This is a genomic window from Leclercia sp. W6, assembly GCF_003336345.1.
Classification (GTDB): domain Bacteria; phylum Pseudomonadota; class Gammaproteobacteria; order Enterobacterales; family Enterobacteriaceae; genus Enterobacter.
In genome coordinates this window covers 4,415,388-4,441,693 of the sequence record NZ_CP031104.1, presented here as the reverse complement: position 1 = coordinate 4,441,693, position 26,306 = coordinate 4,415,388, and the positions used below count along the sequence as shown (strand labels likewise).

The 26,306-nt window shown below is 52.9% G+C and carries 23 protein-coding genes and 5 pseudogenes; 9 read left to right on the top strand and 19 right to left on the bottom strand.

Features of this window, described 5'->3' with window-relative positions:
- The first annotated feature begins 11 nt into the window (after positions 1-11).
- The 4 genes from DVA43_RS21865 (at position 12) to DVA43_RS24595 (ending at position 2,789) form a co-directional block, all read left to right on the top strand.
- Positions 12-800 (top strand): hypothetical protein, encoded by a 789-nt coding sequence (locus tag DVA43_RS21865; RefSeq protein ID WP_114316749.1) that lies wholly within the window; start codon positions 12-14, stop codon positions 798-800.
- 135 nt (positions 801-935) lie between these two features.
- Entirely contained in the window at positions 936-1,139 is a 204-nt protein-coding gene (locus tag DVA43_RS21860; protein WP_077226360.1) for an AlpA family transcriptional regulator, read from the top strand.
- A gap of 117 nt (positions 1,140-1,256) precedes the next feature.
- Positions 1,257-2,372, top strand: coding sequence for an inovirus-type Gp2 protein (locus DVA43_RS21855; protein WP_114316748.1), 1,116 nt, complete (start codon positions 1,257-1,259; stop codon positions 2,370-2,372).
- 27 nt (positions 2,373-2,399) lie between these two features.
- Positions 2,400-2,789: a hypothetical protein gene (locus tag DVA43_RS24595; RefSeq protein ID WP_147271046.1), complete on the top strand. Its 390-nt coding sequence runs from the start codon at positions 2,400-2,402 to the stop codon at positions 2,787-2,789.
- 26 nt (positions 2,790-2,815) lie between these two features.
- Here DVA43_RS24595 and DVA43_RS21850 read toward each other — a convergent pair.
- The 8 genes and pseudogenes from DVA43_RS21850 to DVA43_RS21810 all read right to left on the bottom strand — a co-directional run bounded on the left by DVA43_RS21850 (position 2,816) and on the right by DVA43_RS21810 (position 13,465).
- Positions 2,816-3,936 (bottom strand): IS3-like element ISSen4 family transposase gene (locus DVA43_RS21850; RefSeq protein WP_087451024.1). Its coding sequence is split into 2 segments (ribosomal slippage): positions 2,816-3,678 and positions 3,678-3,936, totalling 1,122 coding nucleotides; the frame shifts between segments, so codons are not numbered across the junction.
- A gap of 228 nt (positions 3,937-4,164) precedes the next feature.
- Positions 4,165-4,904: pseudogene (locus DVA43_RS21840) on the bottom strand (IS3 family transposase); the annotation flags it as partial.
- A 567-nt stretch (positions 4,905-5,471) separates the two neighbouring features.
- Positions 5,472-6,476, bottom strand: a complete 1,005-nt coding sequence (locus tag DVA43_RS21835; protein ID WP_000851062.1) for a LacI family DNA-binding transcriptional regulator — start codon at positions 6,474-6,476, stop codon at positions 5,472-5,474.
- A 29-nt stretch (positions 6,477-6,505) separates the two neighbouring features.
- Entirely contained in the window at positions 6,506-7,906 is a 1,401-nt protein-coding gene (locus DVA43_RS21830) for a sucrose-6-phosphate hydrolase (RefSeq protein ID WP_062779778.1), read from the bottom strand.
- Entirely contained in the window at positions 7,906-9,276 is a 1,371-nt protein-coding gene (locus DVA43_RS21825; protein WP_114316744.1) for a sucrose-specific PTS transporter subunit IIBC, read from the bottom strand. The genes DVA43_RS21830 and DVA43_RS21825 overlap by 1 nt, the downstream gene beginning before the upstream one ends.
- A gap of 135 nt (positions 9,277-9,411) precedes the next feature.
- Complete coding sequence (locus tag DVA43_RS21820) at positions 9,412-10,929, bottom strand: carbohydrate porin (RefSeq protein WP_114316742.1); 1,518 nt, start codon at positions 10,927-10,929, stop codon at positions 9,412-9,414.
- Positions 10,930-11,094: 165 nt separating this feature from the next.
- Positions 11,095-12,018, bottom strand: coding sequence for an aminoimidazole riboside kinase (locus tag DVA43_RS21815; RefSeq protein WP_114316740.1), 924 nt, complete (start codon positions 12,016-12,018; stop codon positions 11,095-11,097).
- Positions 12,019-12,317: 299 nt separating this feature from the next.
- A protein-coding gene (locus tag DVA43_RS21810; protein WP_114316739.1) for an IS3 family transposase occupies positions 12,318-13,465 on the bottom strand; the annotation gives its coding sequence in 2 pieces (ribosomal slippage) (positions 12,318-13,228 and positions 13,228-13,465; 1,149 coding nt in all).
- Between the two features lie 184 nt (positions 13,466-13,649).
- Between DVA43_RS21810 and DVA43_RS21805 the strand changes: the two genes are divergently transcribed.
- Together DVA43_RS21805 and DVA43_RS21800 are read left to right on the top strand one after the other, a co-directional pair.
- Complete coding sequence (locus DVA43_RS21805) at positions 13,650-14,525, top strand: MBL fold metallo-hydrolase (RefSeq protein WP_114316737.1); 876 nt, start codon at positions 13,650-13,652, stop codon at positions 14,523-14,525.
- Positions 14,526-14,627: 102 nt separating this feature from the next.
- Positions 14,628-15,155, top strand: a pseudogene (locus tag DVA43_RS21800) (EAL domain-containing protein); the annotation flags it as partial.
- Here DVA43_RS21800 and DVA43_RS25425 read toward each other — a convergent pair.
- The 4 genes from DVA43_RS25425 to DVA43_RS25410 are packed head-to-tail and all read right to left on the bottom strand — an operon-like array spanning position 15,070 to position 16,043.
- Positions 15,070-15,393, bottom strand: a complete 324-nt coding sequence (locus tag DVA43_RS25425; RefSeq protein ID WP_371414003.1) for a diguanylate cyclase — start codon at positions 15,391-15,393, stop codon at positions 15,070-15,072. The pseudogene DVA43_RS21800 and the gene DVA43_RS25425 overlap by 86 nt on opposite strands.
- A gap of 4 nt (positions 15,394-15,397) precedes the next feature.
- Positions 15,398-15,571 (bottom strand): hypothetical protein, encoded by a 174-nt coding sequence (locus tag DVA43_RS25420; RefSeq protein WP_371414002.1) that lies wholly within the window; start codon positions 15,569-15,571, stop codon positions 15,398-15,400.
- Positions 15,572-15,580: 9 nt separating this feature from the next.
- Positions 15,581-15,790 (bottom strand): hypothetical protein, encoded by a 210-nt coding sequence (locus tag DVA43_RS25415; protein ID WP_371414000.1) that lies wholly within the window; start codon positions 15,788-15,790, stop codon positions 15,581-15,583.
- Between the two features lie 19 nt (positions 15,791-15,809).
- Positions 15,810-16,043: a hypothetical protein gene (locus tag DVA43_RS25410; protein WP_371413999.1), complete on the bottom strand. Its 234-nt coding sequence runs from the start codon at positions 16,041-16,043 to the stop codon at positions 15,810-15,812.
- A 141-nt stretch (positions 16,044-16,184) separates the two neighbouring features.
- On the opposite strand from DVA43_RS25410, the pseudogene DVA43_RS25205 reads away from it, so the two are divergent.
- Positions 16,185-16,256 (top strand): annotated as a pseudogene (locus tag DVA43_RS25205) (IS1 family transposase); the annotation flags it as partial.
- A gap of 283 nt (positions 16,257-16,539) precedes the next feature.
- Here DVA43_RS25205 and DVA43_RS21790 read toward each other — a convergent pair.
- The gene (locus tag DVA43_RS21790) at positions 16,540-17,673 is read right to left on the bottom strand and encodes a glutathione-independent formaldehyde dehydrogenase (protein ID WP_114316735.1); all 1,134 of its coding nucleotides are present in this window, start codon (positions 17,671-17,673) and stop codon (positions 16,540-16,542) included.
- Positions 17,674-18,083: 410 nt separating this feature from the next.
- Between DVA43_RS21790 and DVA43_RS25405 the strand changes: the two are divergent.
- Positions 18,084-18,266: pseudogene (locus tag DVA43_RS25405) on the top strand (transposase); the annotation flags it as partial.
- Positions 18,258-19,041, top strand: a pseudogene (locus DVA43_RS21785) (IS1 family transposase). The pseudogenes DVA43_RS25405 and DVA43_RS21785, both read left to right, overlap by 9 nt.
- 152 nt (positions 19,042-19,193) lie before the next feature.
- Here the strand turns inward: DVA43_RS21785 and DVA43_RS21780 are convergent.
- From DVA43_RS21780 to DVA43_RS21755, 6 genes are all read right to left on the bottom strand, one after another.
- Entirely contained in the window at positions 19,194-20,501 is a 1,308-nt protein-coding gene (locus DVA43_RS21780) for a site-specific integrase (protein WP_114316733.1), read from the bottom strand.
- Positions 20,502-20,875: 374 nt separating this feature from the next.
- Positions 20,876-21,094 (bottom strand): DNA-binding transcriptional regulator, encoded by a 219-nt coding sequence (locus tag DVA43_RS21775; protein WP_114317183.1) that lies wholly within the window; start codon positions 21,092-21,094, stop codon positions 20,876-20,878.
- Positions 21,095-21,163: 69 nt separating this feature from the next.
- Entirely contained in the window at positions 21,164-22,264 is a 1,101-nt protein-coding gene (locus DVA43_RS21770; protein WP_114316731.1) for a phage late control D family protein, read from the bottom strand.
- Positions 22,261-22,746 (bottom strand): phage tail protein, encoded by a 486-nt coding sequence (locus DVA43_RS21765; protein WP_045356110.1) that lies wholly within the window; start codon positions 22,744-22,746, stop codon positions 22,261-22,263. The genes DVA43_RS21770 and DVA43_RS21765 overlap by 4 nt, the downstream gene beginning before the upstream one ends.
- Positions 22,746-26,189, bottom strand: coding sequence for a phage tail tape measure protein (locus DVA43_RS21760; protein ID WP_114316730.1), 3,444 nt, complete (start codon positions 26,187-26,189; stop codon positions 22,746-22,748). The genes DVA43_RS21765 and DVA43_RS21760 overlap by 1 nt, the downstream gene beginning before the upstream one ends.
- A complete protein-coding gene (locus DVA43_RS21755) occupies positions 26,182-26,301 on the bottom strand; it encodes a GpE family phage tail protein (protein ID WP_007848878.1) in 120 nt (39 codons plus the stop codon). The genes DVA43_RS21760 and DVA43_RS21755 overlap by 8 nt, the downstream gene beginning before the upstream one ends.
- Between the last annotated feature and the right edge of the window lie 5 nt (positions 26,302-26,306).

The following is a 26,306-nucleotide window of genomic DNA, read 5'->3' as shown; positions in this document are numbered from 1 at the left end:
TAGAAGGCTGTATGGATTTTTCAGAAATACTGGGTAAAAAGGTTCAGCAGCAAATTCAGCGTAACAAGCCGGGACCAAAAGACTGCGTCAGTCTGTATAATATTTTGCGCTCGGCCAAACATCACTACACACTCGCCACATATGCAGATCTTTCTTCAGCCCTCCTGACACTTCTGTCCGGTAAATTTGATATAAAATTCTTTATAATTAACAAGGACACAATCGTAGATACAGAGGTGATAAACTTTGGTCAATGTCTCGAATTGGATTACAAAAAAGGAAAACTGACATCTCCAGAGTTGGCGAATTATGTTGCCATCACTCCTACCCTGCTTCTGTCAGGGATCAATGAGTCTCTGTCAAATGAATCACTTCATACGCATGGCTTCTTACGTAACGAGATAGCGCCACTCCTTGATTTCGAACTTATGAATGTGGCTGAAGATAAAACGAATGATAAAGAAAAATATAGCCAAAGACTGGCAGAACGTGAGATTCAAAACCCTCCTCCGCTGAAAGGGGAAAACTATGCTATCAAGCGAGAAGAGTTACTGATCGCAGCTCTGGCGATTATTGGTCAAAATAAAAAAGACGGCAAAAAAATTATTGTCCCAACGATTACAGACCTTCTTGATGAGATCGAAAAACAAGCTAAAAAGTTTTGGCCTTCCACAGAGACATTACCTATGTCCCGCAAAGAAGCAGCTGAACAGCTCGGTTTTGCACTGAATCTATTTGCACGCCAGATTCAAGACCTTGAAAGCCTTAGGGCAATGAAAAAACAAAAAAGAAAAAATTAGGATAAAGAAAGAGTTGCGTAAGATCCTCGATGACCTTTCAGAAGGTGCGGAAGTAAACTCAATCTTAATCTGATTAACTCCTGATGATTTCAATACACTTCATTGGGAGTTAGCAGTTTGAAAAACAAATCATCCATGTCTGACAGAGTTATTGCCCTACACCAACCTCAGCGCCTGATTCGCATCAATGCAATGCTTGAACTTCTCGATTGCAGCCGTACCACCCTCTATCGTTGGGTAAAGTCTGGATATTTTCCTAAGCCACTGATGCGGAGCGGTAAAACGCTCGGCTGGCCCGCTAGTTTGTATGAAAACTGGCTTGCACAGAACGATAAATGAGCATTGTGTCAAAGGGCTGGAGTTTCCAGCCTTTCTTTTGCCTGTTGATGCAACCAGTTGAAACAATAAGCGCATCAATTCAGAACGGTGCAGCGAATCGAGCCTTAATGTAACTCCATGATAAATAATAAAACTCCTAGCAGAGATCCTATTCCTCAGAACCCGGTAATTAATAATATTACCCGGAGCTCTGCTTATCCTGTCATCAGACCTGGTGGGGAGTTTCTCTATGACAATGTCCTCTGGCCAGTCATGCCTGAAGAGAGCCAGCAGAATACTAAAATCATGAATTCACTGTTCCGGACCGTTGATAAAACTTACCGCAGCTGCTCTCGTTTTCTGGCAGTACGCTATGACTTTCACCTGCCTCAGTATAGCCCTGACAATAATGTTATTACGGAGTTTCATCAGCTGCTGATTCCCGCCCTCAGGAAGATCTATCCCAAAAGTTTCATGCGGGTATTTTGGGTAAGAGAGCAGAATAAGGCCCCCGCTCAGCATTACCATTATCTTCTGATGATGGATGGCAACGCTGTCCGCCATCCTCACAAAATTAACCAACTGGTGAAGTGCTATTGGAAACACGCTACTGGCGGTAGGGTCTGGCTACCTAAGCATGGATACTATCTGGTTAACCGGGACGATACCGAAGCTTTAACGGCATTGCTTCTAAGGGTTAGCTACTTTGCCAAGCGCTACTCAAAAACGCATGTCGCTGACAATATTGGCCTTTCCGGAACTCAACACTACTCATGCCTGAAAAAAGCCAGGCGCATTAAACCAGCTCAATTACAGATTAATCCTGCTTCTTCTGTGCCTGCACAGGAACATTGCCCTTTGCCCGGTAAGCTGGATTCTCTTTTTGCTGAAAAGGAAAACAGGGCTCAATTCAGTCAAATTGAAAACGAAACGCCAGAGGCCCTGCTCGCATATGTAACGATGCTGGTGGATAAAAAATCATTTCGTAGTAAAGCTCTTTTAAGAGCACTACGGCGACTGCATGCGTTTAAGAAAATCAGTCCGTTAATCACACCGTCCAGCACCATTAATTCAAGCACTAGTCCACATTGGCTGCGTCACTTTGAGCGCTACTATCGTGAATACTGGCCTTGCAATATTAGCGTTACGCAATATTGTCACTGGTATTACCTTAATCCAGGGACTGCAAGTCGTTACCTATGTAATTACCCAACGAATTTAATCAACCCATGGTTATTGAAAGCTTGGCTGTAGCAAATCACTAAAAATCAGGAGGGGTAAATGGATACTGAGAATAATAATGAATATGACTGGGGTCTTATCGAAAAAAACATACGCCGTATATATGGAAACAAAGCATATCGACGTATTACAGAGGATGAATGGTGGAGATGTAAATATTTAGAACGCCGAAAAAAGCTTAAAAAACAATTAGCACTAAAAAGAGACTTTGTTGTTAAGCCGTTGTTATTTCCTTCTTTTTACGATAATCCAAACACTATGGTGAAGAAAAATCGGCGAAACGGTCAACGCGGTCGGTGGAATATCGATAGGTTTTCCAGAAGAATTTATATTAAAGATTTGGGATCGCTTGATACCGTGGCGCATTTATTGACAAAAATGTCATGGCATCCCCACCACTCATATATTTTTGCTTTAGCACTCTATTGACCTGCCCCCACGATTAGATACAACACTCAGTTAGTAACGTCGGAATCTTCATTCTCAGAATGACCCTTTCTCCAGCCCGCTGCAAATTCAGACGGTGTCTGATAATTCAGCGTGGAGTGCGGGCGGCATTCGTTATAATCCTGCCGCCAGTCATTAATAATTTTCCTAGCATGAACGATATCGCTGAACCAGTGCTCATTCAAACATTCATCGCGAAATCGTCCGTTAAAGCTCTCAATAAATCCGTTCTGCGTTGGCTTGCCCGGCTGGATTAAGCGCAACTCAACACCATGCTCAAAGGCCCATTGATCCAGTGCACGGCAAGTGAACTCCGGCCCCTGGTCAGTTCTTATCGTCGCCGGATAGCCTCGAAACAGTGCAATGCTGTCCAGAATACGCGTGACCTGAACGCCTGAAATCCCAAAGGCAACAGTGACCGTCAGGCATTCCTTTGTGAAATCATCGACGCAGGTAAGACACTTGATCCTGCGACCGGTGGAAAGTGCGTCCATGACGAAATCCATCGACCAGGTCAGATTGGGCGCCGCCGGACGGAGCAGCGGCAGACGTTCTGTTGCCAGCCCTTTACGACGTCTTCTGCGTTTTACGCCCAGGCCACTGAGGTGATAAAGCCGGTACACGCGCTTATGATTAACATGAAGCCCTTCACGGCGCAGCAACTGCCAAATACGACGGTAGCCAAAACGCCTGCGCTCCAGTGCCAGCTCAGTGATGCGCCCTGATAAATGCGCATCAGCAGCCGGACGGTGAGCCTCATAGCGGCAGGTCGACAGGGATAAACCTGTAAGCCTGCAGGCACGACGTTGCGACAGACCGGTCGCATCACACATCAACATCACGGCTTCCCGCTTCTGGTCTGTCGTCAGTACTTTCGCCCAAGAGCCACCTGAAGCGCCTCTTTATCCAGCATGGCTTCGGCAAGCAGCTTCTTGAGTCTGGCGTTCTCTTCCTCAAGCGACTTCAGGCGCTTAACTTCAGGCACCTCCATACCGCCATACTTCTTACGCCAGGTGTAAAACGTGGCATCGGAAATGGCATGCTTGCGGCAGAGTTCACGGGCGGGTACCCCAGCTTCGGCTTCGCGGAGAATACTGATGATCTGTTCGTCGGAAAAACGCTTCTTCATGGGGATGTCCTCATGTGGCTTATGAAGACATTACTAACATCGGGGTGTACTAATCAACGGGGAGCAGGTCAAGGAAATGAAATCCCGGTGAAAGGACAAGATGGAAAAAGTTTCATACATTCAGCTATGAACCAGCCCTGTCCAGCTCTGGCGGCAATCAATTGCTTGCGGGTAGTATCATCAAGACTTAAATCATCCTTTAGTGCCTGAATATCCCTTACCTCTTCAGAACAGGTCGAGAACAACGGCGAGGTACGCCCAGCGCTTACCTGTCAAGATATAGGTCACATCACCGCACCACACCTGGTTTGGCTCTGTTACAGCGAACTGTCGCTCAAGATGATTCGGGATAGCTACGTGCTCATGACCGCCACGCTTATACCGGTGAGTCGGCTGCTGGCAACTGACCAGCCCCAGCTCTTTCATGAGCCTGCCAGCAAGCCAGCGCCCCATCTGGTAGCCTCTCTGGGTTGCCATTGTGGCGATGCTTCTTGCTCCGGCCGAACCGTGGCTGATGCCATGTAGCTCAAGTACCTGACTGCGTAATACAGCCCGTCTGCCGTCTGGTTTTTCAGGACGGTTTTTCCAGTATCTGTAGCTACTGCGGTGAACCCCGAACACGTGGCAGAGAGTGGTCACAGGATAACGCGCCCTGAGTTTCCCGATTATCGAGAACTGTTCAGGGAGTCCGACATCAAGAGCGCGGTAGCCTTTTTTAATATATCGTTTTCCATTTCAATGCGTTGTAGCTTTTTCTTCAGCTCACGTATTTCAATCTGTTCTGGGGTTATAGGGGAGGCTTTAGGTATTTTGCCCTGTCGTTCATCCCGCAACTGCTTTACCCATCGCGTCATGGTAGAAGGACCCACATCCATAGCACTGGCCGCAGCTGCAACGGTGTAGTTCTGATCAAGGACCAACTGAGCGGATTCGCGTTTAAACTCTGCTCTGAAATTTCTTTTTTTCATTGAGGCACCTGTAATGTTCTGAGGTGAGCATATCACCTCTGTTCAGGTGGCCAAATTCAGTAAACCACTTCAGTGCCGGTTCGGTTATCTGTTGGTGGTCAACCAGAAAAAGCTAATGCTTTTACGTAATAACCTGTAAAAGCCGTTTTGCTTTATCACTTACTGCCCTGGCAGGGGCAGTAAATAACTGTCGTGATAAAGTAATTCGGAAACAACCAGAGGTTTTTCTCTGCCATTGTACATTCATAGCTGCCGGTAGGCAGGCCATTCGGCAATCTCGCCTGCCTGTTACCTGAATGGTTCGCTGGTAGTCCATCAAAGTGAACATAAAACGCAGTACTTTCTTTAAGGTGAGCAACGTCCGCTCCTGGCACAAAACGGACTGTCATTGTCAGGCATTTTGTCAGCGGTCAGTTAATCCAGTCTCCCTGCGTGAGGCCAGGCAACTGCTCAAACGCCCTAATATGGTCGTTACCAGCACGATGCCGGCGCCAATGGTATGCCCGGCGATCGCCGGGCCGTTCAGACCAATCGGCATCCGCGTCGCTATTCAAAAATACTCAGTTATTACTGATGCCGAAACTGCAGCGTTGCGGGCAGGTAGCGTTGTAGCGTTTCGGGCGTATCGCCCTCGATCAGCTGGCTTATCAGATCGTAGCAGTGCCAGGCCAGCTGGCGATTATCCTGCTGGACAGTGTCGATACGCAGCGACAGCGAATCATAAAGATAGTGATCGTCAAAGCTCGTCAGATGAATATCGGAGTCGAGTAAATGGTGCTGGCTCATATAGCGCAGAACCCCTTCGAGCAGCCCGCAGGCGGCGGTGAATAGCGCCTTGGGCGGCCGCCCAAGGCGCGCGCAGAGTGCGGCAAACATCTCATAGCCGGAGCTGGGGTGGTAATTGCCGTTGATCACCCATTCCGGGCGCAGGGCAATACCCGCCTGAGCCAAACCCTGCGTGAACCCGGTCAGACGATCGCGGGAGGGCGACAGACGCGCCTGACCGCCTAAAAACCAGAACTCATCGCTATGCTGAGGCGCGATGCGGGAAATCAGTTCCGCCGTTGGGGTAATCGAATCGGTCATTACCAGCGGCAGCGCGCTTTCATTGGGGCACCGGTCAAACAGCACCACTGGCAGCTGTTGGCTGAGTTTGAGATAGTCGGCATCGTTGTGCATACAGGAAGCGACGATCATCCCGTCGACCTGGCGGGCAATCATATTATTGACCACCACGCTCTCCTGACCGGGGTTTTCATCAGTACAAGAGATCAACAGCTGGACGCCCGCCTCGCGGCACAGCATCTCCAGCTCATGGGCAAAGACCGCAAAGCCGTGGTTGGTAATCTCCGGCACCACCAGCCCGATGGTGTGGCTGCGGTTGTTGCGCAGCGAGCGGGCATGAATGCTTGGCTGATAGTGATGCTTACGGGCAATCGACAGTACGCGCTCACGCGTTTCCTGCGCCACGCGCAGCTCCTTGCCACGACCATTCAGTACCAGGCTGGCGGTCGCTTTGGAGACGCCAGCCTGTTCGGCTATATCTTTAATGGTTACGCGTTTGGTTTTCATTACGACGCCATGAGCCTGAAGCAAAACGCTTATTCTACCATGCAAGTTCGCAGCGGCCAGTAGCAGAATGCGTCCGGCGTGATGCCGGAGAATGTTAGCTGACCGGAGCAGGCCGGGAAGTAGCGGCTGCTCATCACCCCTTCACCGCCGTTTATGAAAATCTCCACGCTCGACTGGTCGATGAAAACGCGCAGCGAGCGGACGTTTCCGCGCCAGTAACGATAATGCATCTCGTCGCTGGCGAGACTGCGTCGGGCCAGGCGGAGTCCGCTGGCATCGCACTCAAGGGTTAATACGCCGCCAAAATCGAGGCTCAACATATCGTCCCCGCGGGTTTGCAAATCGATTTCCATCGGTGCCAGCGGCAGGGCGTTCCCCGACCAGCCGTTCGCTTCACCGCGCAGGGCGCTCAGTTCCCGTAGCGGACGCTGATAGAGCTGACCGTTGATAAACTCCAGCTCACGCAGGCAGGTCATCTGATGGATCCAGCCGTTGATGAGGGTCGGCTGAAGCATCTCTTCGCCCTCCGGCACGCCCATCCAGCCGACCAGCAGACGACGGCCATCACTGGTAAGCATGGTTTGCGGGGCGTAGAACTCAAAGCCGGCGTCCAGTTCGTGCAGTTCGCCATGGCTGAAAGCGCCACTAGCGTAATCAAACTCGCCCGCCATCCATACTGCCGGGTAGGTGTTCAGGTAACACTTTTCCTCGCGGGCAATCCCCTGCGGACAGCAGATTAGAATATGCTGGTCGCCGAGAGGAAAAAGATCCGGACACTCCCACATATAGCCGACGTCGTCGAGGCCATTGATGCCGTGGCCGGCGATTTCACTCATACTCGTCCACTGATGGAGATCCGCAGAGCTGAACAGCAGCACCTTGCCGCGCTTTTGCCGATCCTGCGCACCCAGCACCATGTACCACAGGTCTTCGTGTCGCCAGACTTTTGGGTCGCGCACGTGGCCGGTGTAGCCCTCCGGCAGCGGCAGGACCGGGCCGATTTTGCGGAAGGTGCCGTCGGCGCTTTCCCTTGCCAGGCATTGCCAGGCGGTTCGCCCTCCGTCGGCAAACTTCACGTTGCCGGTATAGCACAGGGTAAGCGTACCGTTGTTATCCACCGCGCTGCCGGAGTAGCAGCCGTTACGGTCATACTCTTCGTCCGGCATCAGCGCAATGGGCTCATGCTGCCAGTGTAGCAGATCGGGGGAGCTCCAGTGCGCCCAGCACTTAAACGTATGATCGCAGGCGAGCGGGTTCCACTGATAAAACAAGTGATAGCGTCCGGCAAATTCGACAAAGCCGTTGGGGTCGTTCATCAGCCCGGTGACCGGCGCAAGGTGCCAGCGCGGATAGTGGCTATCGGCCAGCGCACGTGGCTGGCCCTGTATTACTGCCTGCAAAATCGCAGGCAGTCGTGATGGAAGAGACATTATTCAGCGTCCGTTTTGTATTTCAAAACCAGGGAGACCGTAAAGGCGACGCCAAAGGCGATAACCATCCCGATAATGTAGTTCAACAGCGAACTGGCCTGCACGATGGCCATGCCGGGGATCGCTGTCAGGCCGACCGCGGTCATGTAGACGTGTACAGATACCACCCATGCGCCGCCCGCCGCACCACCAATCAGCGCCGCAATAAATGGCTTCACAAAGCGCAGGTTGATACCAAAAATCGCCGCCTCGGTGATGCCCAGCATGGCGGAAAACGCCGAGGGCAGAGTAATGGCTTTAATTTTTGCATCTTTGGTTTTGAACCACACCGCCAGACAGGCTCCGCCCTGAGCGACGTTGGCCATCGCCCAAATCGGCAGCAGGAAGTTGACGCCGATGAAGGGATTGCCCAGCAACCCGGCTTCAACCGCGTGGAAGCTGTGATGAATACCGGTAATGACGATAACTGAATAGAGACCGCCAAACAGTAACCCGGCGAGCCAGCCGGCGTGGCTAATCAGGGTGCTGAGGACAAACGAGATACCGTCGCCCAGTGCGCGACCGGCCGGGCCGATAATCAACAGGGCGATAAAACCGGATATAATCACCGTCAGGAACGGCGTCAGGATCAAATCCAGGGCATCGGGGATTGCGCGACGCAACTGCTTCTCAACGATGCTCATAAACCATACTGCCAGCAGTACCGGGAACACCGTACCCTGATAGCCGATCATGGCAATTTCGAAGCCGAAAAAGTTCATGGTGTGGAAACCCGCGGCCACGCCCCAGGCGTTAGTCAGCGCTGGATGAGTCAGAATGCCGCCAAGCGTCGCGCCGAGATAAGGATTACCGCCGAATTCGCGGGCGGCGGTAAAGCCAATCAGAATCGGCAGAATGATAAATGCCGCCGAGCTGCACATATCCAGCATGATGTAGATGGCGTTGCCCGGGTCAACCCAGCCGTATGTTTTGACCATTCCCAGCAGACCCATCAGCAGACCAGAGGCGACGATGGCAGGGATTATCGGCACGAAGATGTTTGATAGCAGGCGGGCGATGCGCTGGAACGGATTGAGCTTTTTTGCCGCGATGTCGGCGGCTTCCGATTTGCTGGATTCGCTAATACCCGCCGCCTGAGTAAAGGCAGCGTAGACCTTATTTACCACCCCGGTGCCGAAAATAATCTGCATCTGTCCGGCATTACGAAAACAGCCCTTCACCCCTTCAACTTTGCCGATGGCCTGCTGGTCGGCCAGCGAATCATCGACCAGCACCAGGCGCAGGCGCGTGGCGCAGTGCGCGGCGCTGGCGATATTTTCTTTGCCTCCAAGAAGCGGAAGCAGCGAGCAGGAAATCTGTTCAAAATCCATAGTACCCTCTTAAGGCTTAAACATTTTTATGTTGTCGTCCCGCGTTCACGGGAGCGCTTTTTCTGCGTCTTAGTTGAGTCCGGGGTGACAAAGATGCTCTGACCCCCGGCTATTCCTGTCATCAGGCGTAAGCCGTCAGAACCAGGTTTCCATCTGCATACCGAAAGACCATTCGCCGCCCGAGTTAAAACCGTCACTGCCCAGGGCGTCGTCGCTGGCGTAATTATTCAGTTTTTTGCTCCAGTCCATCCAGGAGCTATAGAAACGAATCTCCGGGCGACTGAAGAAATCACCGATACTGCCGACCTTAAATGTCGGGGCGAAGGTGAGCTTGTAGAAGCTACCGTTCACCGCCTGACGATCGTTATAACCTTCGGGTTTAAGATCCATGTACTGGTAGCTGCCTTCGTAGGCGAGAGCGAAATTCTGATTGATTGCCTGAATCAGACGCAGGTTGAATGTTGCCCACTGATAGCTGTCGCCATCGGCATAGCGGTCTTTACTGCGTTGCGCCAGCATTGCCGGGGCAACAGACCAGTTTTCGCTGAGCGGCGTGGTGCCGTAACTGGCAATGCGCCATGTGTCGGCTCCCGGACGAAGTGCGCCATCAGATCCGATACCTTTAACCTCTGCGCCCAGACCATGACCATAAAGCAGAGCGGTTTTACTGCTACCGTCGCGCAGGCCGTAGAAACTGTCGTTATGCAGGCCGAGCAGCGCATGCACGCCGGTGTTTGCCGCATCGCCTTTTACCAGATTGCCGTTGCTATCTTTACGCTCGTCGTTATCCTTCGCCCGCAGACCGCTGACCATCATCTGCAGCGGACCTGCGAAGTGATTCATGGTGAGGATATAGTTCTGCACGCTGTTGCTGGAATCATCAATGTCGCCGAAGTTACGCCCGTACAGGGAGAAATTACTCCGCAGGCCGTCGTTCCACTTCACGTCATAGATACCACCACCGGTACCGGCGAGGAACACGACATCAGAGTCAATCCAGTGAATATCGAAATTGTCGCGGTCGAAACGTTTCCCGGCCCACAGGGTGGAGCCCTTAAATGGCCCAGCGAACGTCGGCAGGTTACCCAATTCGACAAAGGCCTGACGAACGTTCAGATCGCTGGTGCTTGCAGTCCAGTCGTTATAAGAGGTTTGCCCGTCGGCGACCATCACCTTAAAGCGGGTCGTGGCCCCATTATCCAGGGTCTGCTTATGTTCAAGATTCATTTCAACATAGGTATCGGCCTGATTTCCCAGACGGCCGATAGCTCCGCCGGTTTCACCTGCCGGCGTTATGTAGGCTCCGGGTTTGGTGCTGGCGCCGGAATCATTCATTATCACGCCGGAGCGGGCGTAACCGTGAAACTCAAAGCCGCTTTTGTCATCGGCTTTTTTCTCAAGTCTGGCGGTACGCTGAGCCACTTCATGAGTCGAGTTCTGGTTTTTTTGCTGCTGCGCGGTGAGTTGCTGAACTTTTTTCTCCGCCGCCCCGGCGCGGTTTTCCGCCATTTGCGCCCTGTTTTCTGCCTCCTGCAGGCGTTTTTCCAGCGTGTTGAGTCGGGCTTCAATGGTGCTTATATCCGTTTGCGCATGGGCTGAGGCAGCGCTGGTTAGCAAAGCGATAAGCATAGCAAGTGTGCTTTTTCTGTACATGCTGTTGGCATCCCAAAAGTAAAAATGGAAAATGATAATTTTTGCTAAACCGGTTTAGTTGTTATGTTAAGCCCGACCTTTATTTTTCTTAAAACAAATATGCTAAACCGGTTTAATAAATGTGATGCATGCAACAAAGTGAGCCGCGCAAAGCGGCTTTAAGGATTAAAACTGACGGTTGAGATCGCGCTGATAGGGCAAGGCGGTCATCGCACCTTTGGCTGTGGTGGCCAGGGCGCCGCAGGTCTGTGCAAGCGTGAGTGTCGGTTCCAGTGCGGTTATGTCCGTTGGCATCCCGTTAGCCGCAAGGCTGGCGAGCAGTCCGGCGACAAATGCGTCTCCCGCGCCGGTGGTGTCCACGCTGGCCACAGGCCGGGCGTTGAAATGGGTAAACTTCTGCTGAAACGCGGCAAGCACCCCCGCTTTGCCCCGGGTCACCAGTAGCAATTCCGGCTGATAGCGCTCCGTTACGCTGGCGATTCCGTATGCTAAATCATTACTGCTGCTGATGAAGACCAGCTCCTCTTCCGATAGCTTTACCACGTTGGCCATGTGCAAAGCGCGATCGAGGCAGGCTAGCAGCAAGGCCTGATCCTGCCAGAGATCGGGACGAATATTAGGGTCAAAGCTGACCCGACCGCCGGCAGACCTGATGCTCTCCATCGCCGCGAAGGTAGTGCTACGGCTGGGCTCGGCGCTGAGCGCGATGGAGCAGACGTGCAACCACTGTCCGGCGGCAAACTGTGGCAGGTCTTCTTCAACCAGGAACAGATCCGCGCTGGGGCGTACCATAAAGGTAAAGGTGCGTTCCCCCTGGTCGTCAAGGTCGACGACCACAGTGGACGTGCGGTGCTGATCGTCGAGATACATATGGCTGACGTCGACCTGCTCCTGTTGCAGGGTATGACGCATGTAGCGGCCAAACGGGTCACCGCCGACGCGGCCGATAAATCCGCTGTTGCCGCCAAGGCGGGCAACCCCTACCGCCACGTTAGCCGGCGCGCCTCCAGGGCACTGCAGCAGGCGCCCTTCGCTCTCTGGCAGCAGGTCCACCACCGCGTCGCCCAGAACCCAAACTTTTGCATTCATGCTAAAACCCTCCAAAGCTAAACTTAATTAAACCGGTTTAGCATATTAAATCACAGTGACCGAGTGGGTGGAACGTTCCAGCCGGAAAAGCGCGGCTTATGACATAAAAACGTGAGCCGCCTTATGAAATAGCGTTGATTTGACAGCTGTGAAGACTGACGTCCTGGACACAAAACGTTACTGAGCGAAGAAGGCCAGACGTTATCAGGTCGGTCATGTATGACTGCGGGCACTGCCTGCCAGAGCCGTTCCCGGATGAACTGGCGGATGAATTCAGAATGTGAATCGCCACGGATAATCTAGACACTTCCGAGCCGTTGATAATACTGGTTTTCATATTCTGTCGGTGACATCTGATCGCTAGAACCATGCCGACGCTTACTGTTATAAAACATTTCGATGTAATCAAAAATATCGCTGCGGGCTTCTTCCCGCGTTCCGTAGAACTTTTTCTTTATCCGTTCGCGTTTCAACAACTGGAAAAAGCTTTCTGCAACCGCATTATCGTGGCAGTTACCGCGACGGCTCATGCTGCCCTCCAGTCCGTGTGATTTCAGGAACGACTGCCACTCATGGCTTGTGTACTGACTGCCCTGATCCGAATGAACCAGCACCTGTTTTTGGGGATTACGCCGCCATACAGCCATCAGCAGTGCGTTCAGGAAAATGTCCTTTGTCATCCGGGATTGCATGGACCAGCCGATAATTTTGCGTGAGAACAGATCAACAACCACAGCAAGATACAGCCAGCCTTCGTGGGTCCTGATATAGGTTATGTCGGTTACCCAACGCTCATCCGGAGCATCCGGATTGAACTGTCGCTGGAGCCTGTTGGGCGACACAATACTGGCCTCGCCTTTACGAGCCCGCGGGCTCCGGTATCCGACCTGAGCCTTTATCCCGACACGTTTCATCAGTCGCCAGACTCTGTTGACTCCGCACTGTTGCCCGCTGTCCCGCAGATTCAGATGGATCTTGCGATAACCATAGACGCATCCCGATTCCAGCCAGAACTGTTTAATCTGTCCTGTCAGTCTCAGGTCTGCCCGATGGCGTTGTGAATGCGGCTGCTGAAGCCATGCGTAAAAGCCACTGGGATGAACATCCAGCACCCGACAGAGCAGGCGAACAGGCCAGCAACGGGCGTTGTCACGGATAAAGGCGTACCTCAGTCGGACAGTTTTGCGAAGTACGCCGCGGCTTTTTTTAATATGTCCCGTTCGTCAGTAACCCGCTTCAGCTCTTTCTGGAGACGGCGGATCTCGGCCTGAGCATCTGACTGTTCTTTATGAGTGGAGGAATCCGGACCGTACTTCTTTATCCAGGCGTAAAGGCTGTGGGTGGTGATATCGAGACGTGTTGCAACGCTGGAAACAGAATAACCACGATCAACAACCTGTTTGACTGCTTCAATTTTAAACTCTTCGGGATAACGCTTACCGCTCATGGGCACCTCTCTTTAAGCCATCTTAAATGACTCTGAGGTGTCTGTTAAACCCGTGGCGATTCATCCTGCCGTGCTCCAGTTTATAAATGAGCGTTTCGCATACTAATTTGAGCAGTTCTTTTCTCAGAACACGTTATGATCTTTATGAAAATTTTTGTATCCCCTCACCGCAATGGAGTAAAACATGACATCACATCTGAACTGGCAGGCACCGGCCATCAATCGAAAAAAAGTGGGCGACATGACGGTGACCATGCTAAGTGATGGTTACCTCGACGTCTCCTTTGAACTGCTGTCAGGCATTGATGGGTCTCGTGCTGAAGCCCTGCTTCAGAAGCGGGGTGCCCCGGTATTACCTCGTATCAATATCAACGTTTATGTCATTCAGACACCTGAGCGTACCATTCTGGTTGACAGCGGCGCTGGTGGTATCAATGGCTGGGGCGGCCGGCTTCAGGTTGCCCTGGCAGCAGCAGGTATTGACCCCCTCGCTATCGATACCATCCTGCTGACTCACGCCCATCCAGATCATATTGGTGGACTTGCTGGTCCCTTACAGACTCCGGTGTTCCGCAATGTTCAGCAGCTTTTTGTTCATGAAAAAGAACTCGCTTTCTGGCGTGATGAAACCATTTCAGCAGGCGCGCCTGATGCGTTTAAGCCCTTCTTTGAAGTGGCAAAAAATGCCTTCAATGCTTATGACGATAAGCTGGTTCCATTCCGCGAGGAGTCGATTCTGCCCGGAATTCAGACAGTAGAACTGTTTGGACACACGCCGGGTCACAGCGGATATTTGCTGGGCGATGAAAAAGAGTCTCTGCTCATCTGGGGTGACATTGTTCATTTCCCTCACGTTCAGATTGCTCAGCCTGACGTTACAATCGCATTTGACAGCGATCCCGCTGCTGCGGCTGCCATTCGTGGCAAGCTGCTTGACCGTGTGGCTAGCGATAGTCTGGCCGTAAGCGGAATGCACTTTAACCTGCCAACTACAGGTAAGGTTGTGCGGGATGGCAGCACCTATGCGCTGAACTACGACCTCTGGTCACCTGCGGTATGATCCATCCCCTCCTGTTACGGCAGAGTGTACAGTCCGGGGACATCGTGAACACTTGTTCGGGGACATGGTAGACACTTACAACTAAGGCATAAGAACCCGTTTACGGACCGCACCATCGGCCGCCTTGTCCGCCTGCGCAACAGCTGCATCTAGCTCCCGGTGACCATAAACGCCAGTAGCCGGGACTTTGCCCGCGAGGGCTTTGCCGACGCGCTGGAGGCGAAGATGATAAAAGCGAAGCTTTCTCCCTCGCTGCTGGGCATTGAGTGCCTGGAGAGCGAGCGGATTATTGAAAACCTGGCGGCGATGCGCGGGCTGGAGATGCTGAAGCTGCGGGGGGGCGGGGTTTCGCTGGACGACTTCGGCACCGGCTACAGCAACATCAGCTACCTGCGGCGCATGCCGCTGGACGTTATCAAGCTCGACCGCACGCTCATCAGCGAAATCTTGTCAGACACCGCTTCACGCATCATCGCCATGCTGAAGGATCTGGACTACACGGTGCTGGCCGAAGGCGTTAAGGATGCCGATACGGTTACCGAGCTCACGGAGTACGGCTGCGACCAGGCGCAGGGATTCTTCTATTTCCGGCCGCTGCCGGAGGCGGAGCTTGACGAGTGGCTTTCGTGGAGCTGCGCGGCCAGTGCTGACCCGCTGCCACAGTTGCCAGGGACGCCACGCCTGCCGACACCGTCATGGCACCGACGAACGGGAACATCGTGGTGCTCACCACCTCGCGGATGCGCTCCGCCGTCCGGGCCGCATCCTCCAGCGCCGTCTGCAGCAGCAGGAGAATAAACTCCTCGCCGCCGAAGCGGCTGACCACGTCTCCCGTGCGGCAGGCCTGCCGTAGCAGGCTGACCAGCACCGCATCACCCGCATCGTGCCCGTACCAGTCGAAAGTGGTCGATATCAAGTGCAATCACGCACTGCGAGGCATCTTCGCGGCTCCTGTCCGCCAGCAGAGTAAAGCCACGCCGGTTGCAGAGCCCGGCCAGCGGGTCGGTCATGGCCTCGTCGCTGAGCGCGGCCATGGGGCCTGCCATGGCGTGGCGCTACTCCTCCTCCACGGCCTGCTTCAGACGGTCGGCCTCAAAGTACCAGGCCTTCACCGATGCCAGCGACGCGTCATTCCCCTCATCCCGCACCATGCCCGCCAGCGTCTCCAGGGGAGAGGCAATGCGCCCGGCCAGCAGGGTCACCACGGCGACCGTCAGGATAACGATGCTCAGCAGGAACCACAGTGCGTTTTCTGCCGTGCGCACCAGAATATGCCGGACCGTCTCAGAGGTCCCGGCGATAAAAATGTTCCAGTCCGTTTTGTGCAGGCTGGCGTAGCCCGTCCGCCTCCGAGCTGAACCGCCCGCTGTCCATGGAGGCCAGCCGCTTGCGCAGCGCGGAGTTCAGCGCCATTTTTGTTCCCATGCGTGACGGATCGTGGCTGAAGATGATGAGGCCGTCATTGCTGACGATAGAGCCGCGAGCGTAGAAATGCTGGCTCAGGATGTCGCTCAGCATGCTATGCTTTTGAGGTAGATTGTGCCGCCAATGTAGCCCAGGTAACTGCCGTGCGGCGTGAAGAGCGGCTGCGACAGAAACCACGTAGTTGCCCGCCGCCGAGGTAAAGGGCGCCGAAATAAACGGCTTCTGCGTGGCGATAGCCTGCCGAAATCGGTGGAGCTGCATGACAAAATCATCGGGCATTATCTGAACATAAAACACTATCAGTAAGTTGGAACCATTACCAGTTTCGTCTGCTAAGGCCAGCTAAAGTAAAAAGGTCAAAAAATGACCTTAACGTACAATAATTTTCGGTATCCAAACTGACCCCTAACAGATATAGTGATCCGATCCTCAGCGTCGGAGCAGGCCGCGCCACTCGGTAAAACTCCGGCATGGGCGCGCTTGGCAACTGGAGATATGAAGAATAATTACCTGACAGGGTACCTTTTTGCACCCTGTCAAAAGGGATGCGATTTCCCGATTTTTGCTTTCGCTTACCGGTCAACGTTATTTAAGGCTTAAGGATAACCTTTGTCCATCCCTCATCTCGATCATCGAAGTGTTTATATCCCACAGGAGCCTCTTCAAGCGAAAGACGGTGTGAAATTATTTGACCCGGGGTGGCTTTCCCGTGATGGATGAGGCGGGAAAGCTGACGGTTATAGGCCTTGACATTAGCCTGTCCGGTACGGATTGCCTGTCCTTTAAACCAGAAACTGCCAAAATCAAATGGCACCCTACCCTCTTTTGCAAGGTCAGATTCAGCGCCCGGATCCTGAGGAATAAAAACGCCAACCACACCAATTCCCCCTGTTGCTTTCGTTGATGCAACAAGACTGTTCATGGTGACCGAATTGTCTTCATGACCATGCTTGTTACAGCACTGATAGCCAACACATTCGCAGCCACAATCAGTACCGCGTCCATCCGTCAGGTCGAGAATTTTTTGGACTGCTTCATCACCAATAGCATTAATGCCTATAGCTCCCATTTTTTCTGCCAGAGCCAACCGGTCCTTATGCGTATCCACTACAAACACCTGTGAAGCGCCTTTAATGATCGCTGAATGAGCGGCCATCAAACCAACTGGACCTGCGCCATAGATGGCCACGCTTTCGCCAGGCTTTAATCCGGCAAGTTCTGTTGCATGCCATCCGGTAGGAAAAATATCAGAGAGCATAACATAATCATCTTCTTTTTCTGCCGCGTCGGAAGGAAGAACAAGGCAGTTAAAGTCGGCAAATGGTACCCGAAGCAGTTCCGCCTGACCGCCTTCCCAAGGCCCCATTTCAGCAAATCCATAGGCTGCTCCAGCTGTACCCGGATTGGTGGTAAGACAAAAGCCAGTCAGACCTTTTTCACAGTTTTCGCAAAAACCACATCCTACGTTAAACGGCAGGCAAACATAGTCACCCACCTTAATACGTTCAACGCCCGAGCCAATTTCTACCACTTCACCCAGGTTCTCGTGGCCCAGAATACGTCCCTGTTCGAAGCTAGTCCGGCCCTCATACATATGCAGGTCCGATCCACAAATATTGGTGGTGGTAATGCGAACAAGGACATCCGTAGGACGAACAATTTTTGCATCAGGTACGTCTTTAATCCTGACATCGTAAGGACCATTATAAATTACTGCTTTCATGTTTTTCTCCTTCTTACATCCGGAATCCGGAAGCAAACTGCTGCCCGGCGGGTTGGGGTATCAATCAAGCTTAGCTGCGATGACAGATATTGCGAAGGGTGGAGGGACGAGCTGGATGTTCCTTACCAGAGTACCAAGGCGTTTGTAAGCCAAGCACTTACTGATGAAGGCTGCCTTGAAAACGTTTAAAAATCATGGGTGAATACGTTTTCTAAGCAGACAGGCAAACACTACACAGACGTTTGCCTTTCCCTCAGTAAGTTCTGTACCAGTAGCGGATGTTGCTGAGGTTAATGGAAAAATAAGAGGTGTCTTCGCCTGCTGATTTTTACATCCAGTGTAGTGTTTCACTGAATTTGGCCACCTGAACAGAGGTGATATGCTTACTTCAGAACAACTCAGGCGCTCCAATGAAAAAAAATTTCAGTACAGAGTTCAAACGCGAATCCGCTCAACTAGTTGTTGACCAGAACTACACGGTGGCAGATGCCGCCAAAGCTACGAATGTCGGCCTTTCCACAATGACAAGAGGGGTCAAACAACTGCGTAATGAGCGTCAGGGCAAAACACCAAAAGTCTCTCCGATGACACCAAAAAAATCGAAAATCACCACAATGGCAACCCGGAGAGGCTACCAGATGGGGCGCTGGCTTACTGGCAGGCTTATGAAAGAGCTGGGACTGATTAGTGGCCAGCAGTCGACTCACCGGTATAAACGTGGCGGTCATGAGCACGTCGTTATCTCGAATAATCTTGAGCGACAGTTTGCCGTAACGGAGCCCAACCATGCGTGGTGATGTGACCTATATCTGGACGGGTACACACCAGAAAATCGTTGATATGACCATGAATGGCGTCGGATGCCGGGCAACCGCCCGCATTATGGGCGTTGGCCTCAACACGATTTTACGGCACTTAAATACTCAGGCCACAGCAGGTAACCTCCCGCATACAACCGGGCAGTGACGTTATTGTCTGCGCTGAAATGGACGAACAGTGGGGCTGCGGCGGTGCTAAATCACGCCAGCGCTGGCTGTTTTAGCGTATGACAGGATACGCAGGACGGTCGTAGCACACGTCTTCAATGAACGCACTATGGCCACGCTGGAGCTTCTTCTGAGCCTGCTGTCGCCCTTTGATGTCGTGGTCGTGGTATGGATGACGGATGGCTGGCCGCTGTATGAGTCACGCCTGAAGGGAAAGCTGCACATTATCAGCAAACGTTACACGCAGCGCATTAAACTGCATAACATGAATGTGAGACAGCCTCTAGCCAGGCTGGGAAGGAAGTCACTGTCGTTCTCAAAATCGGTGGGGCTGCATGACAAAGTCATCGGGCATTTTCTGAACATAAACCACTATCAGTAAGTTGGAACCATTACCCGTAAAAGGCCACATTGATCTTAAGAAACAAGGACCTGTTGGTAGAAAGTAAATTGAGCAACAACTTAAACACAACCGAAAACTGGCGAAAACCGTTGGTCTCGCCAGCAAATCCAGAGTTCCGATTTAAGTAGCCTTCATTTCTGCCGAAAAAGATTCACTACGTTGTTTTCTTGCTGTTGCTGGTGGTTGTTCACCCGCGACTCCCAGATTTCGAGTGCCTTACGCTTTTCAACCAAGTAATCGTAACGATCATAGTGTTTAGAACTTACATCCTGTAGGGCATGGTTCTGAATACGGTCACGCAGGTCTTTAGCGATACCCGCTTCCCCCATCAGAGTCTTACAGGTACGGCGAATATCACGAGCAATAAATGACGGGCTCAACGAAAAGTGTTCCCGATAATAGATGATGGCTTGCGCGAAGCTGTCTGTGCGCAGATGCTGTTCAGATTTGATGCGCTGCGGGAAGATGTAAGGGCTCTGATTAAGATTCTCAGCTTTCAACTTTTCGAGTATCCCAATGGCTGACTCAGTCAACGGTACCAGATGGTCTCTTTTATTTTTCGAAACATCCGCCACTATCAATAACGTCTTCTCTTCCCAGTTAATCGCACCCCAACGGCTGGAAACCAGTTCATGTGGCCTCTGGCCGCCCGTGTAGACACATAAGTTAAGCAATTGACTGATTAACAAGCCCACTTTTGGCGCTTTGGGGAAATCCCCCATCAATTGCAGCAACTCATCTAATTTCAGCCAGTTTGTACCCGGTTTTTCCGCTGCTGATTGTTTAGGAATGACACTGACTGGGTTCATCAGGAGCCCAAACATAACATTCTGCAGGTGGTTTGCCGGGTCGTTGTCTGCCTTCAATCCATAATTGAAGGCTGCCATTAGATAAGAGCGGACACGGTTTGCTTCAACCGAGGCTCCACGTTTGATAATAGCCGCCAGAATTTGTTTGATATGAGCGGGTGTAACGTCACGCGCTTTCGTCACTTTAGGTATAAATAGGTAGGTTTCTTTTTCCAGCCGGTACAGGACCTGTTGCCAGGTACGTTTGCCGTCTTCACGCATTTTGGTGGTGTAACCCAAAATGAGTTGCTCAATGCTGCCTTTGAGCTGGTCTTCGCGCTGTTGTTGTTCGGCAGTAAAGAGTTGTTCTGCGATTTCAGCTTTAGGAGATTTTCCTTCTTTAAGAAGGCCCGCATGTTCCTTACATTGCAGCCTTGCCTGAGCGAGTGACAACTCAGGAAAGCGGCCAAGCAGAATGAATTGCCGTTTACCCTGCCAAAAATAGCGATAGTAAAAAACTCGCTGGCCTGATGGCTCGACTTTCACCCCTAAACGCCCAGCCCCACGCTCACCGCTTTTGTCCCAGATGTAGTAAGCAGTTGTTTTCGGCTTTAAGCCGCTAATCATCGAGACAGTTAAATTATCAGACATAGCGTTTTCTGTTCTTCCTTCGTTACATCACCTAGCTGATTCTGGGTGATGTAGTGGGTGACGTAATGATGATACTGAAGGATAAAAAGCAGAACAACATGAAACAGCAATCATAAAATAAACTATTGTTATTTATATCCATTAAGTCTAATTGCAAAAATATGAAAAATCATGAAACATCAAATCCATATGACTCATAATCGCTTGGTCGCTGGTTCAAGTCCAGCAGGGGCCACCAAATTTTAGCTTTAGAATCATATAATTAAGCCACTCTCGCGAGTGGCTTTTTTGTTTATGGTTTCATCGTTGGCAGCAAAATGGCAGCAGGAAATAAGCTGCCAGCAATAAAAAACCCGCCGAAGCGGGTTAGTTTGTCAAAAATTCATATGTCCCTGACCACTGTTTAAAGGGTGCGGAGGCACATGATCGACCAGTCCGGGTGTTACGATAAAGCGCACTACGGTTTCATGAGTAACAAAAGTGGTTCCACAGTTAATGTTTTGGCACTGGCAATAACGCTCTTTCGTATTATCTGATACACGAAAGCTACTGCGAGTATGTGCAGCATGTCCGCATTTCGGACAATTCATCATATCCGTTTCTCCCCAAGTCATTACCCGCAATCCCATAATGATACACGAACATCCATTTTGTGAACACTATCATTCCATTTCTAAATCATCTATCTTTACCTCAAGCTCCAGCGTCGTAGTGAAACCATTATCTGCACTGACACTATGCGTCAGCGTGGTAATGGTCCATTCGGCATCATCAATAGGCTGTTTAAAGCCGCTCACCTTCACCGGCATTTCGGTATACAGATCAGCCCTTCCCTCTGCGAGCTGCAGGGAGAATGTTGCAACCCCGCGTTGCAGGCGCTCCCACTGCATCTTTGCCGCTCGCTCTGCGTTGCTTCGGTTTGCATAAGTTCTGTTGAGTACCAGCACGTTTTCATCCGTTCCAACCAGGTAATCTCCCTGTTTAGCTTCCGGCTCCTTTACCGCGGTGGTTTTCTTTCGACGGCGCTTAACCTTTGCTGTCTCTTTTTTCTTTGGCTCACGGGTATGTAGCCAGCTGGCAATCACCCCCGTATAGGCATCGCGATCTGCCAGGGTAAAACGATGGCCGTCACCGGCCTGGCGGGTTATGGTGATCACCGGCAGCGGCTTACCGCTTGCCGTTCTGCCCTGCCCCTGGCGGATAAACAACAGATTGCCGTCCTTAACTGAGGCTATCGCCCCATACTGTCGCGCCAGCTTCATCAGGAAACTCGCATCGCTCTCGTTGGTCTGGTCAAGATGATCCACAGGCTTGTCCATCAGGTCCTGCCCCAGCGCCATTTGTAATTTATGCCTGGCGGCGATTTCCTTCACGACTTCGCCCACCGTTGTCTGATGCCAGGACTTTTCACGCCGCGTGTTCAGGGTTTCACGGAAATCTGCACTACGCGCGCGAATTGTGAGACGGTCAGGCGCGCCGCTGTGCTCAATCTCATCGACAGTAAAGGCCCCTTTCGGAAAAAGCGGCTGACCTCTCCACCCCAGCGCAAACTGAATAATGGCCCCCCGACGCGGCAGAACGATTTGACCGTCCGAGTCGTCCAGTTCCAGATCAAGCTGGTCCGCTTCAAAGCCCCGGTTATCCGTCAGCGTCAGACTCACCAGGCGCGCATCCAGCACGGTAGTCACATCTTTACCCTCAATGTTGATGCTGAAACCGGGGGTATTGCTGTTCAGGTTCAGGAGATCAGAGCTGAAATTCACTGTAGTAACCCCCCAACCGTATTTTTCATATTGCCTATCGCAGCAGTGGCGGAGTCCTGCAAATTACTGAGCTGATCGCTGAGGCTGCCAAACATATCAGACAGCGATTCATCCACCCGTTTCAGGCTCAGCGAAAATTCGATGCGCCGGGGCATACCGCTCTCAAAAAATTCTGTTTTTGTCTGGCTCAGACTCTCGATCACAAACATGCCGTAAATCGTCCCGCTCCCCTCAATCAAAGGCCAGGCTTTCCCCAGCTCCGCCATCTGCTCCAGCGCCAGCAAAGACAGTCTGCCGCCGGTTATCTCCGGCAGCAGGACGCCGGACAGAGTAAGCGAATCATTATCCGGCCCAAGAAACTGCGTTGACGGGCGCCGGTTAACCCGGCTGTTTGCTGCGTGCCGCCAGCTGCGCTGATACTGCAGCTCCTGATAGGGCACGGTTCGCAGCATGAATACGTACAACCCCAGCACCATCATCATTATTCGTAACCCCCTCGATCACTGAAATTACTGCGTGTTTTGGCCCTGGCCCTGCGCTCTCGCTCATCAAGCTGCCGGGCCACCTCGCGGGCGATATCCTGTGCGCTTTGCCCTGGCTGGGCGACAATATGAATTGGCGCGCTTATCTCGTACTTAATGACCTGCGGCTGTCTCTCTGTCTTTGCCGACGGCGCCGGTTGAGTCCTGACAGGTACACTGTACGGATGAAGTGGTGCGGCTTCTGCCGGGGCAGCTGCCAGGCCCATTACCCCAGCGACGACGGAAGCGAACATCTTCTGGCGTATAGCCACCGGGTCAGCCCTCTTATCCGTGATTTGCGTAATGGCCGGTGCTGGCATGACAGCCGCAGCGATTTCAGCCAGCTCCGCAGCACGATCCCGACCAGGACGATTTACCGGGGCGTTAACAATCTCAGGAGGCAGTATTAACCTGCTTTCAGGCCGTTGCTCCGGGCTGGCTGTTACATCACGAACCGGGCTTACCGTTGCCGCTAGTTTTACCAGTTCAGTAGTGCGATTGATTATCGGAAGATTTGCCGGACCATTCACACTATCAGGCGGCAGAACTATCCCGCGTTCAGGACGTTGTTTAGCGCTGGCCGGTTCCGTCCGGGAAGGATTGAGCGTTGCCGCTACCCTCGCCAGATCAGCAGTCCGTTTCCTTCCGGTGACATTGGCGGGTCCGTTAACAATCTCAGGGCCATTCTCGCCCACGATGCCGAACTGGCCGCGCGGAATGGTACCGCCGCTGTCGTACATGCCCGCAAAACCCATCGTCGGGAATCCGCCAGGCGGCAGCACCACTTTACCGTCTGTGTTTACCGTGGCTGGCTGCTGCCGCGTGACCTGCTCAGGAAGCTTCGCTTTGGCTGCCTCCTTGCTGACAATGCCGAGTTTTTCAAGCAGCCAGGACACGCCCGATTTAAGCGAATCCAGCGGGTGCATGACCATGTTCAACCCTGACGCCAGCGCTTCGCCAAACTGCCGCCCCATCGACGCCGCGTTTTGCAGTTCTGCAGAGGTGGATTTAACAGGCGTAAGCAGATCAGTAAACCAGCCCCACAACGCCTGGACCTTATCACCTATCCACTGGAAAACAGGCTGCAGTGGCTCAAACGCCGCACTGATAGGCGCAGCAGCAGCTTTGAATCCTTCAACCACTCCGCCTAAAAATGCGCTTATCGGCTGCCAGTATTTCCAGACAACCAGCGCCACGCCAGCCAGGGCCGCCACGACCAGCCCTATCGGACTAAGCAGGGCGCCCAGCAATCCAGAAATCCCGTACAGCGCGACGCGAAGGAGGGCCAGCGGGCCGGATGCCAGAAAACGCACCACGCCACCGGCTGCGGATAATCCCCCGCGCAGCGCGGTCAGTGGATTCATTACCATGCCGATAATGTTGCGAATACCAGACATTCCGCTGCGAAGAACAGCAAGCGGTGCACCGGCCAGCGCTTTCAGCGCATTGCCAGCCAGCCCGGCAGAACGTCGCAGGGAGTTAAGGGGAGTCGTCAGCAATCCGGTGCTGCTACCGGATGCCGCCATGCCACGGCGCAACAGGGAAAGTGGCGCATTTGCCAGCCAGGACAGCGCACCGCCGGTGCGGGTCACTGCAGACATAACGGATGGGAGTGTTTTTACACCCAGCACGGACAGGCCTAAACGGATCACCGCCAGCGGCCCCAGCACGGCAGCCACGGCCACCGCCAGCGTGCCGAGTACAACGGTTATCGCAGCAGTGGCAGCCGCCACTTTCATCAGCGTGCCCGCCAGCTGCGGGTTAGCCTCAACCCAACGACGCAGTGCCCCGGTAACGCTTTTGACGTACCCCATGATATCCATCAGCGGCTGGCGCAGGGTTTCACCTAGGCTACTGAAAGCGTTCTGCGCGCCCGTTTTAACAAGCAACCACTGCGCGGAAAGTGAATCCTTATTGATATCGGATTCTTTCTGCATGGAGCCGTTAGCCTCAGTGCCTGAGGTGAGTTTCAACTGTCTCTGCAGCTCCGGCAGGTTGTTTGCAAGCTTCGCCGCATCATCGCCAAACTCCTTGCCAAATATCATCGTCATGGCGGACAGGCGCTTGTCCTGCGGTAGTTTGTTGACCTTCTCCAGCACGCGCTGAATGGTCCCCATTGCGTCCTTTGTCATCTGCTTTTCAATCTCTTCTGGATTGAGCTTCAGCAGATCCATACCTTCCATGAACCGCTTGCTCTGCATGGTTGCAATCGACAGTTCGCGCACCATCGCATTTGATGCGCTGGCGGCAATTTCAGGCGCGGCGCCCAGAGACAGGAAGGTGGAACCCAGCGCGGCCGCCTTGCGGAAATCAAGCCGGTCAGCCACGCCGCCCATGCGCTGCAGTACATTGATGATATCGCCGCCCTTAGACATGGCGTTATCGTCCAGGTAGTTCAGGGCATCGCCAAGCTGTTCAATATTTCGGGTCGGCACTTTATACAGCTGCGCGATTTTCCCCAGCCCCTCCGCCAGCTCATCAGCGGGCAGCTCGAATGCCGTTGCGGCCTTTGCTGCAGTGGATGCAAAGGCCAGCAGGTCACGCTTCTGGTCTTCGTAAGAATCGTTCTGGTTTGTCACGCCCATTCGGGCGCCACCTTCAACCAGCGCGGCATAGTCAATAGCGCCATTCTCCATCGGCAGCTGTTCACTGGCGGCTTTGATGGCATCCTGCATATCGTAAAACTGTTTTGTGCGGTTTCCGTTGTCGTCCCGAAGCCCGTTAACCTGCTTTGCCACGCCTTTCATCGCATCTTCCATGCTGGCATAGCTTTTAACGGCTGCCATCACCGGCGCGCCCATCGCCAGCCCGGCGGCAGTAGTCGTTGCTCCGGCGCCCGCGATACGATCCCGCACCTCAAGTCGCCGGGAATACTGATCGCGGACGGCGTTCATTCGGGCCTGCTGCTTGCCCAGGCGTTTAAGGGATTTCTGCTGTCGGTCCAGCGCCTGCCGGGTTTCGTCGGCATTCTGCCGCAGCTCCCGCTGTGCACTGCTCAGCTTTTTGGTGTCCAGCCCGGCCTCATTGAGCGCAAGACGCTGACGCTGCACCGACTGACGCAGGCCGTTGTATTTACTTTGCAGCTCGTTAACGCGGTTTTTTGCCTGCTCAAGCAGACGAGCCTGCGCCGCCGTCGGGCGGTTAGTGGCCGAGAACTGCGTGGCAAGTTTCGCCGCTTCTTCGCGTGCGGCTTTAAGACTGTTGCCGGTGACGGCGAGCTGCGCGCTTGCCTTGCGGAAACCGTCAATACGGCCCGCCTGGGCGTCCAGTTCTTTTAATCTTGCGCGGCTTTGCTGAATGGCGGTAGCCAGCTCTTTAGAGCTGGCCTGCGCTGATCGGAATGGGCGGGTGAGCTTATCAACCGCATTTAGAATTACCTGCAAACGCAGGTTAGTGTCACTCATCGCTGGCCCCGCTTCTCTGAATCGCTTTATGCCGCCACTCCAGCACTTCGGTCAGCGGCATAACGTCAGTGACGGACGGCGGCCAGTGAAAAATGGTGGCAATATCAGCCACCAGGT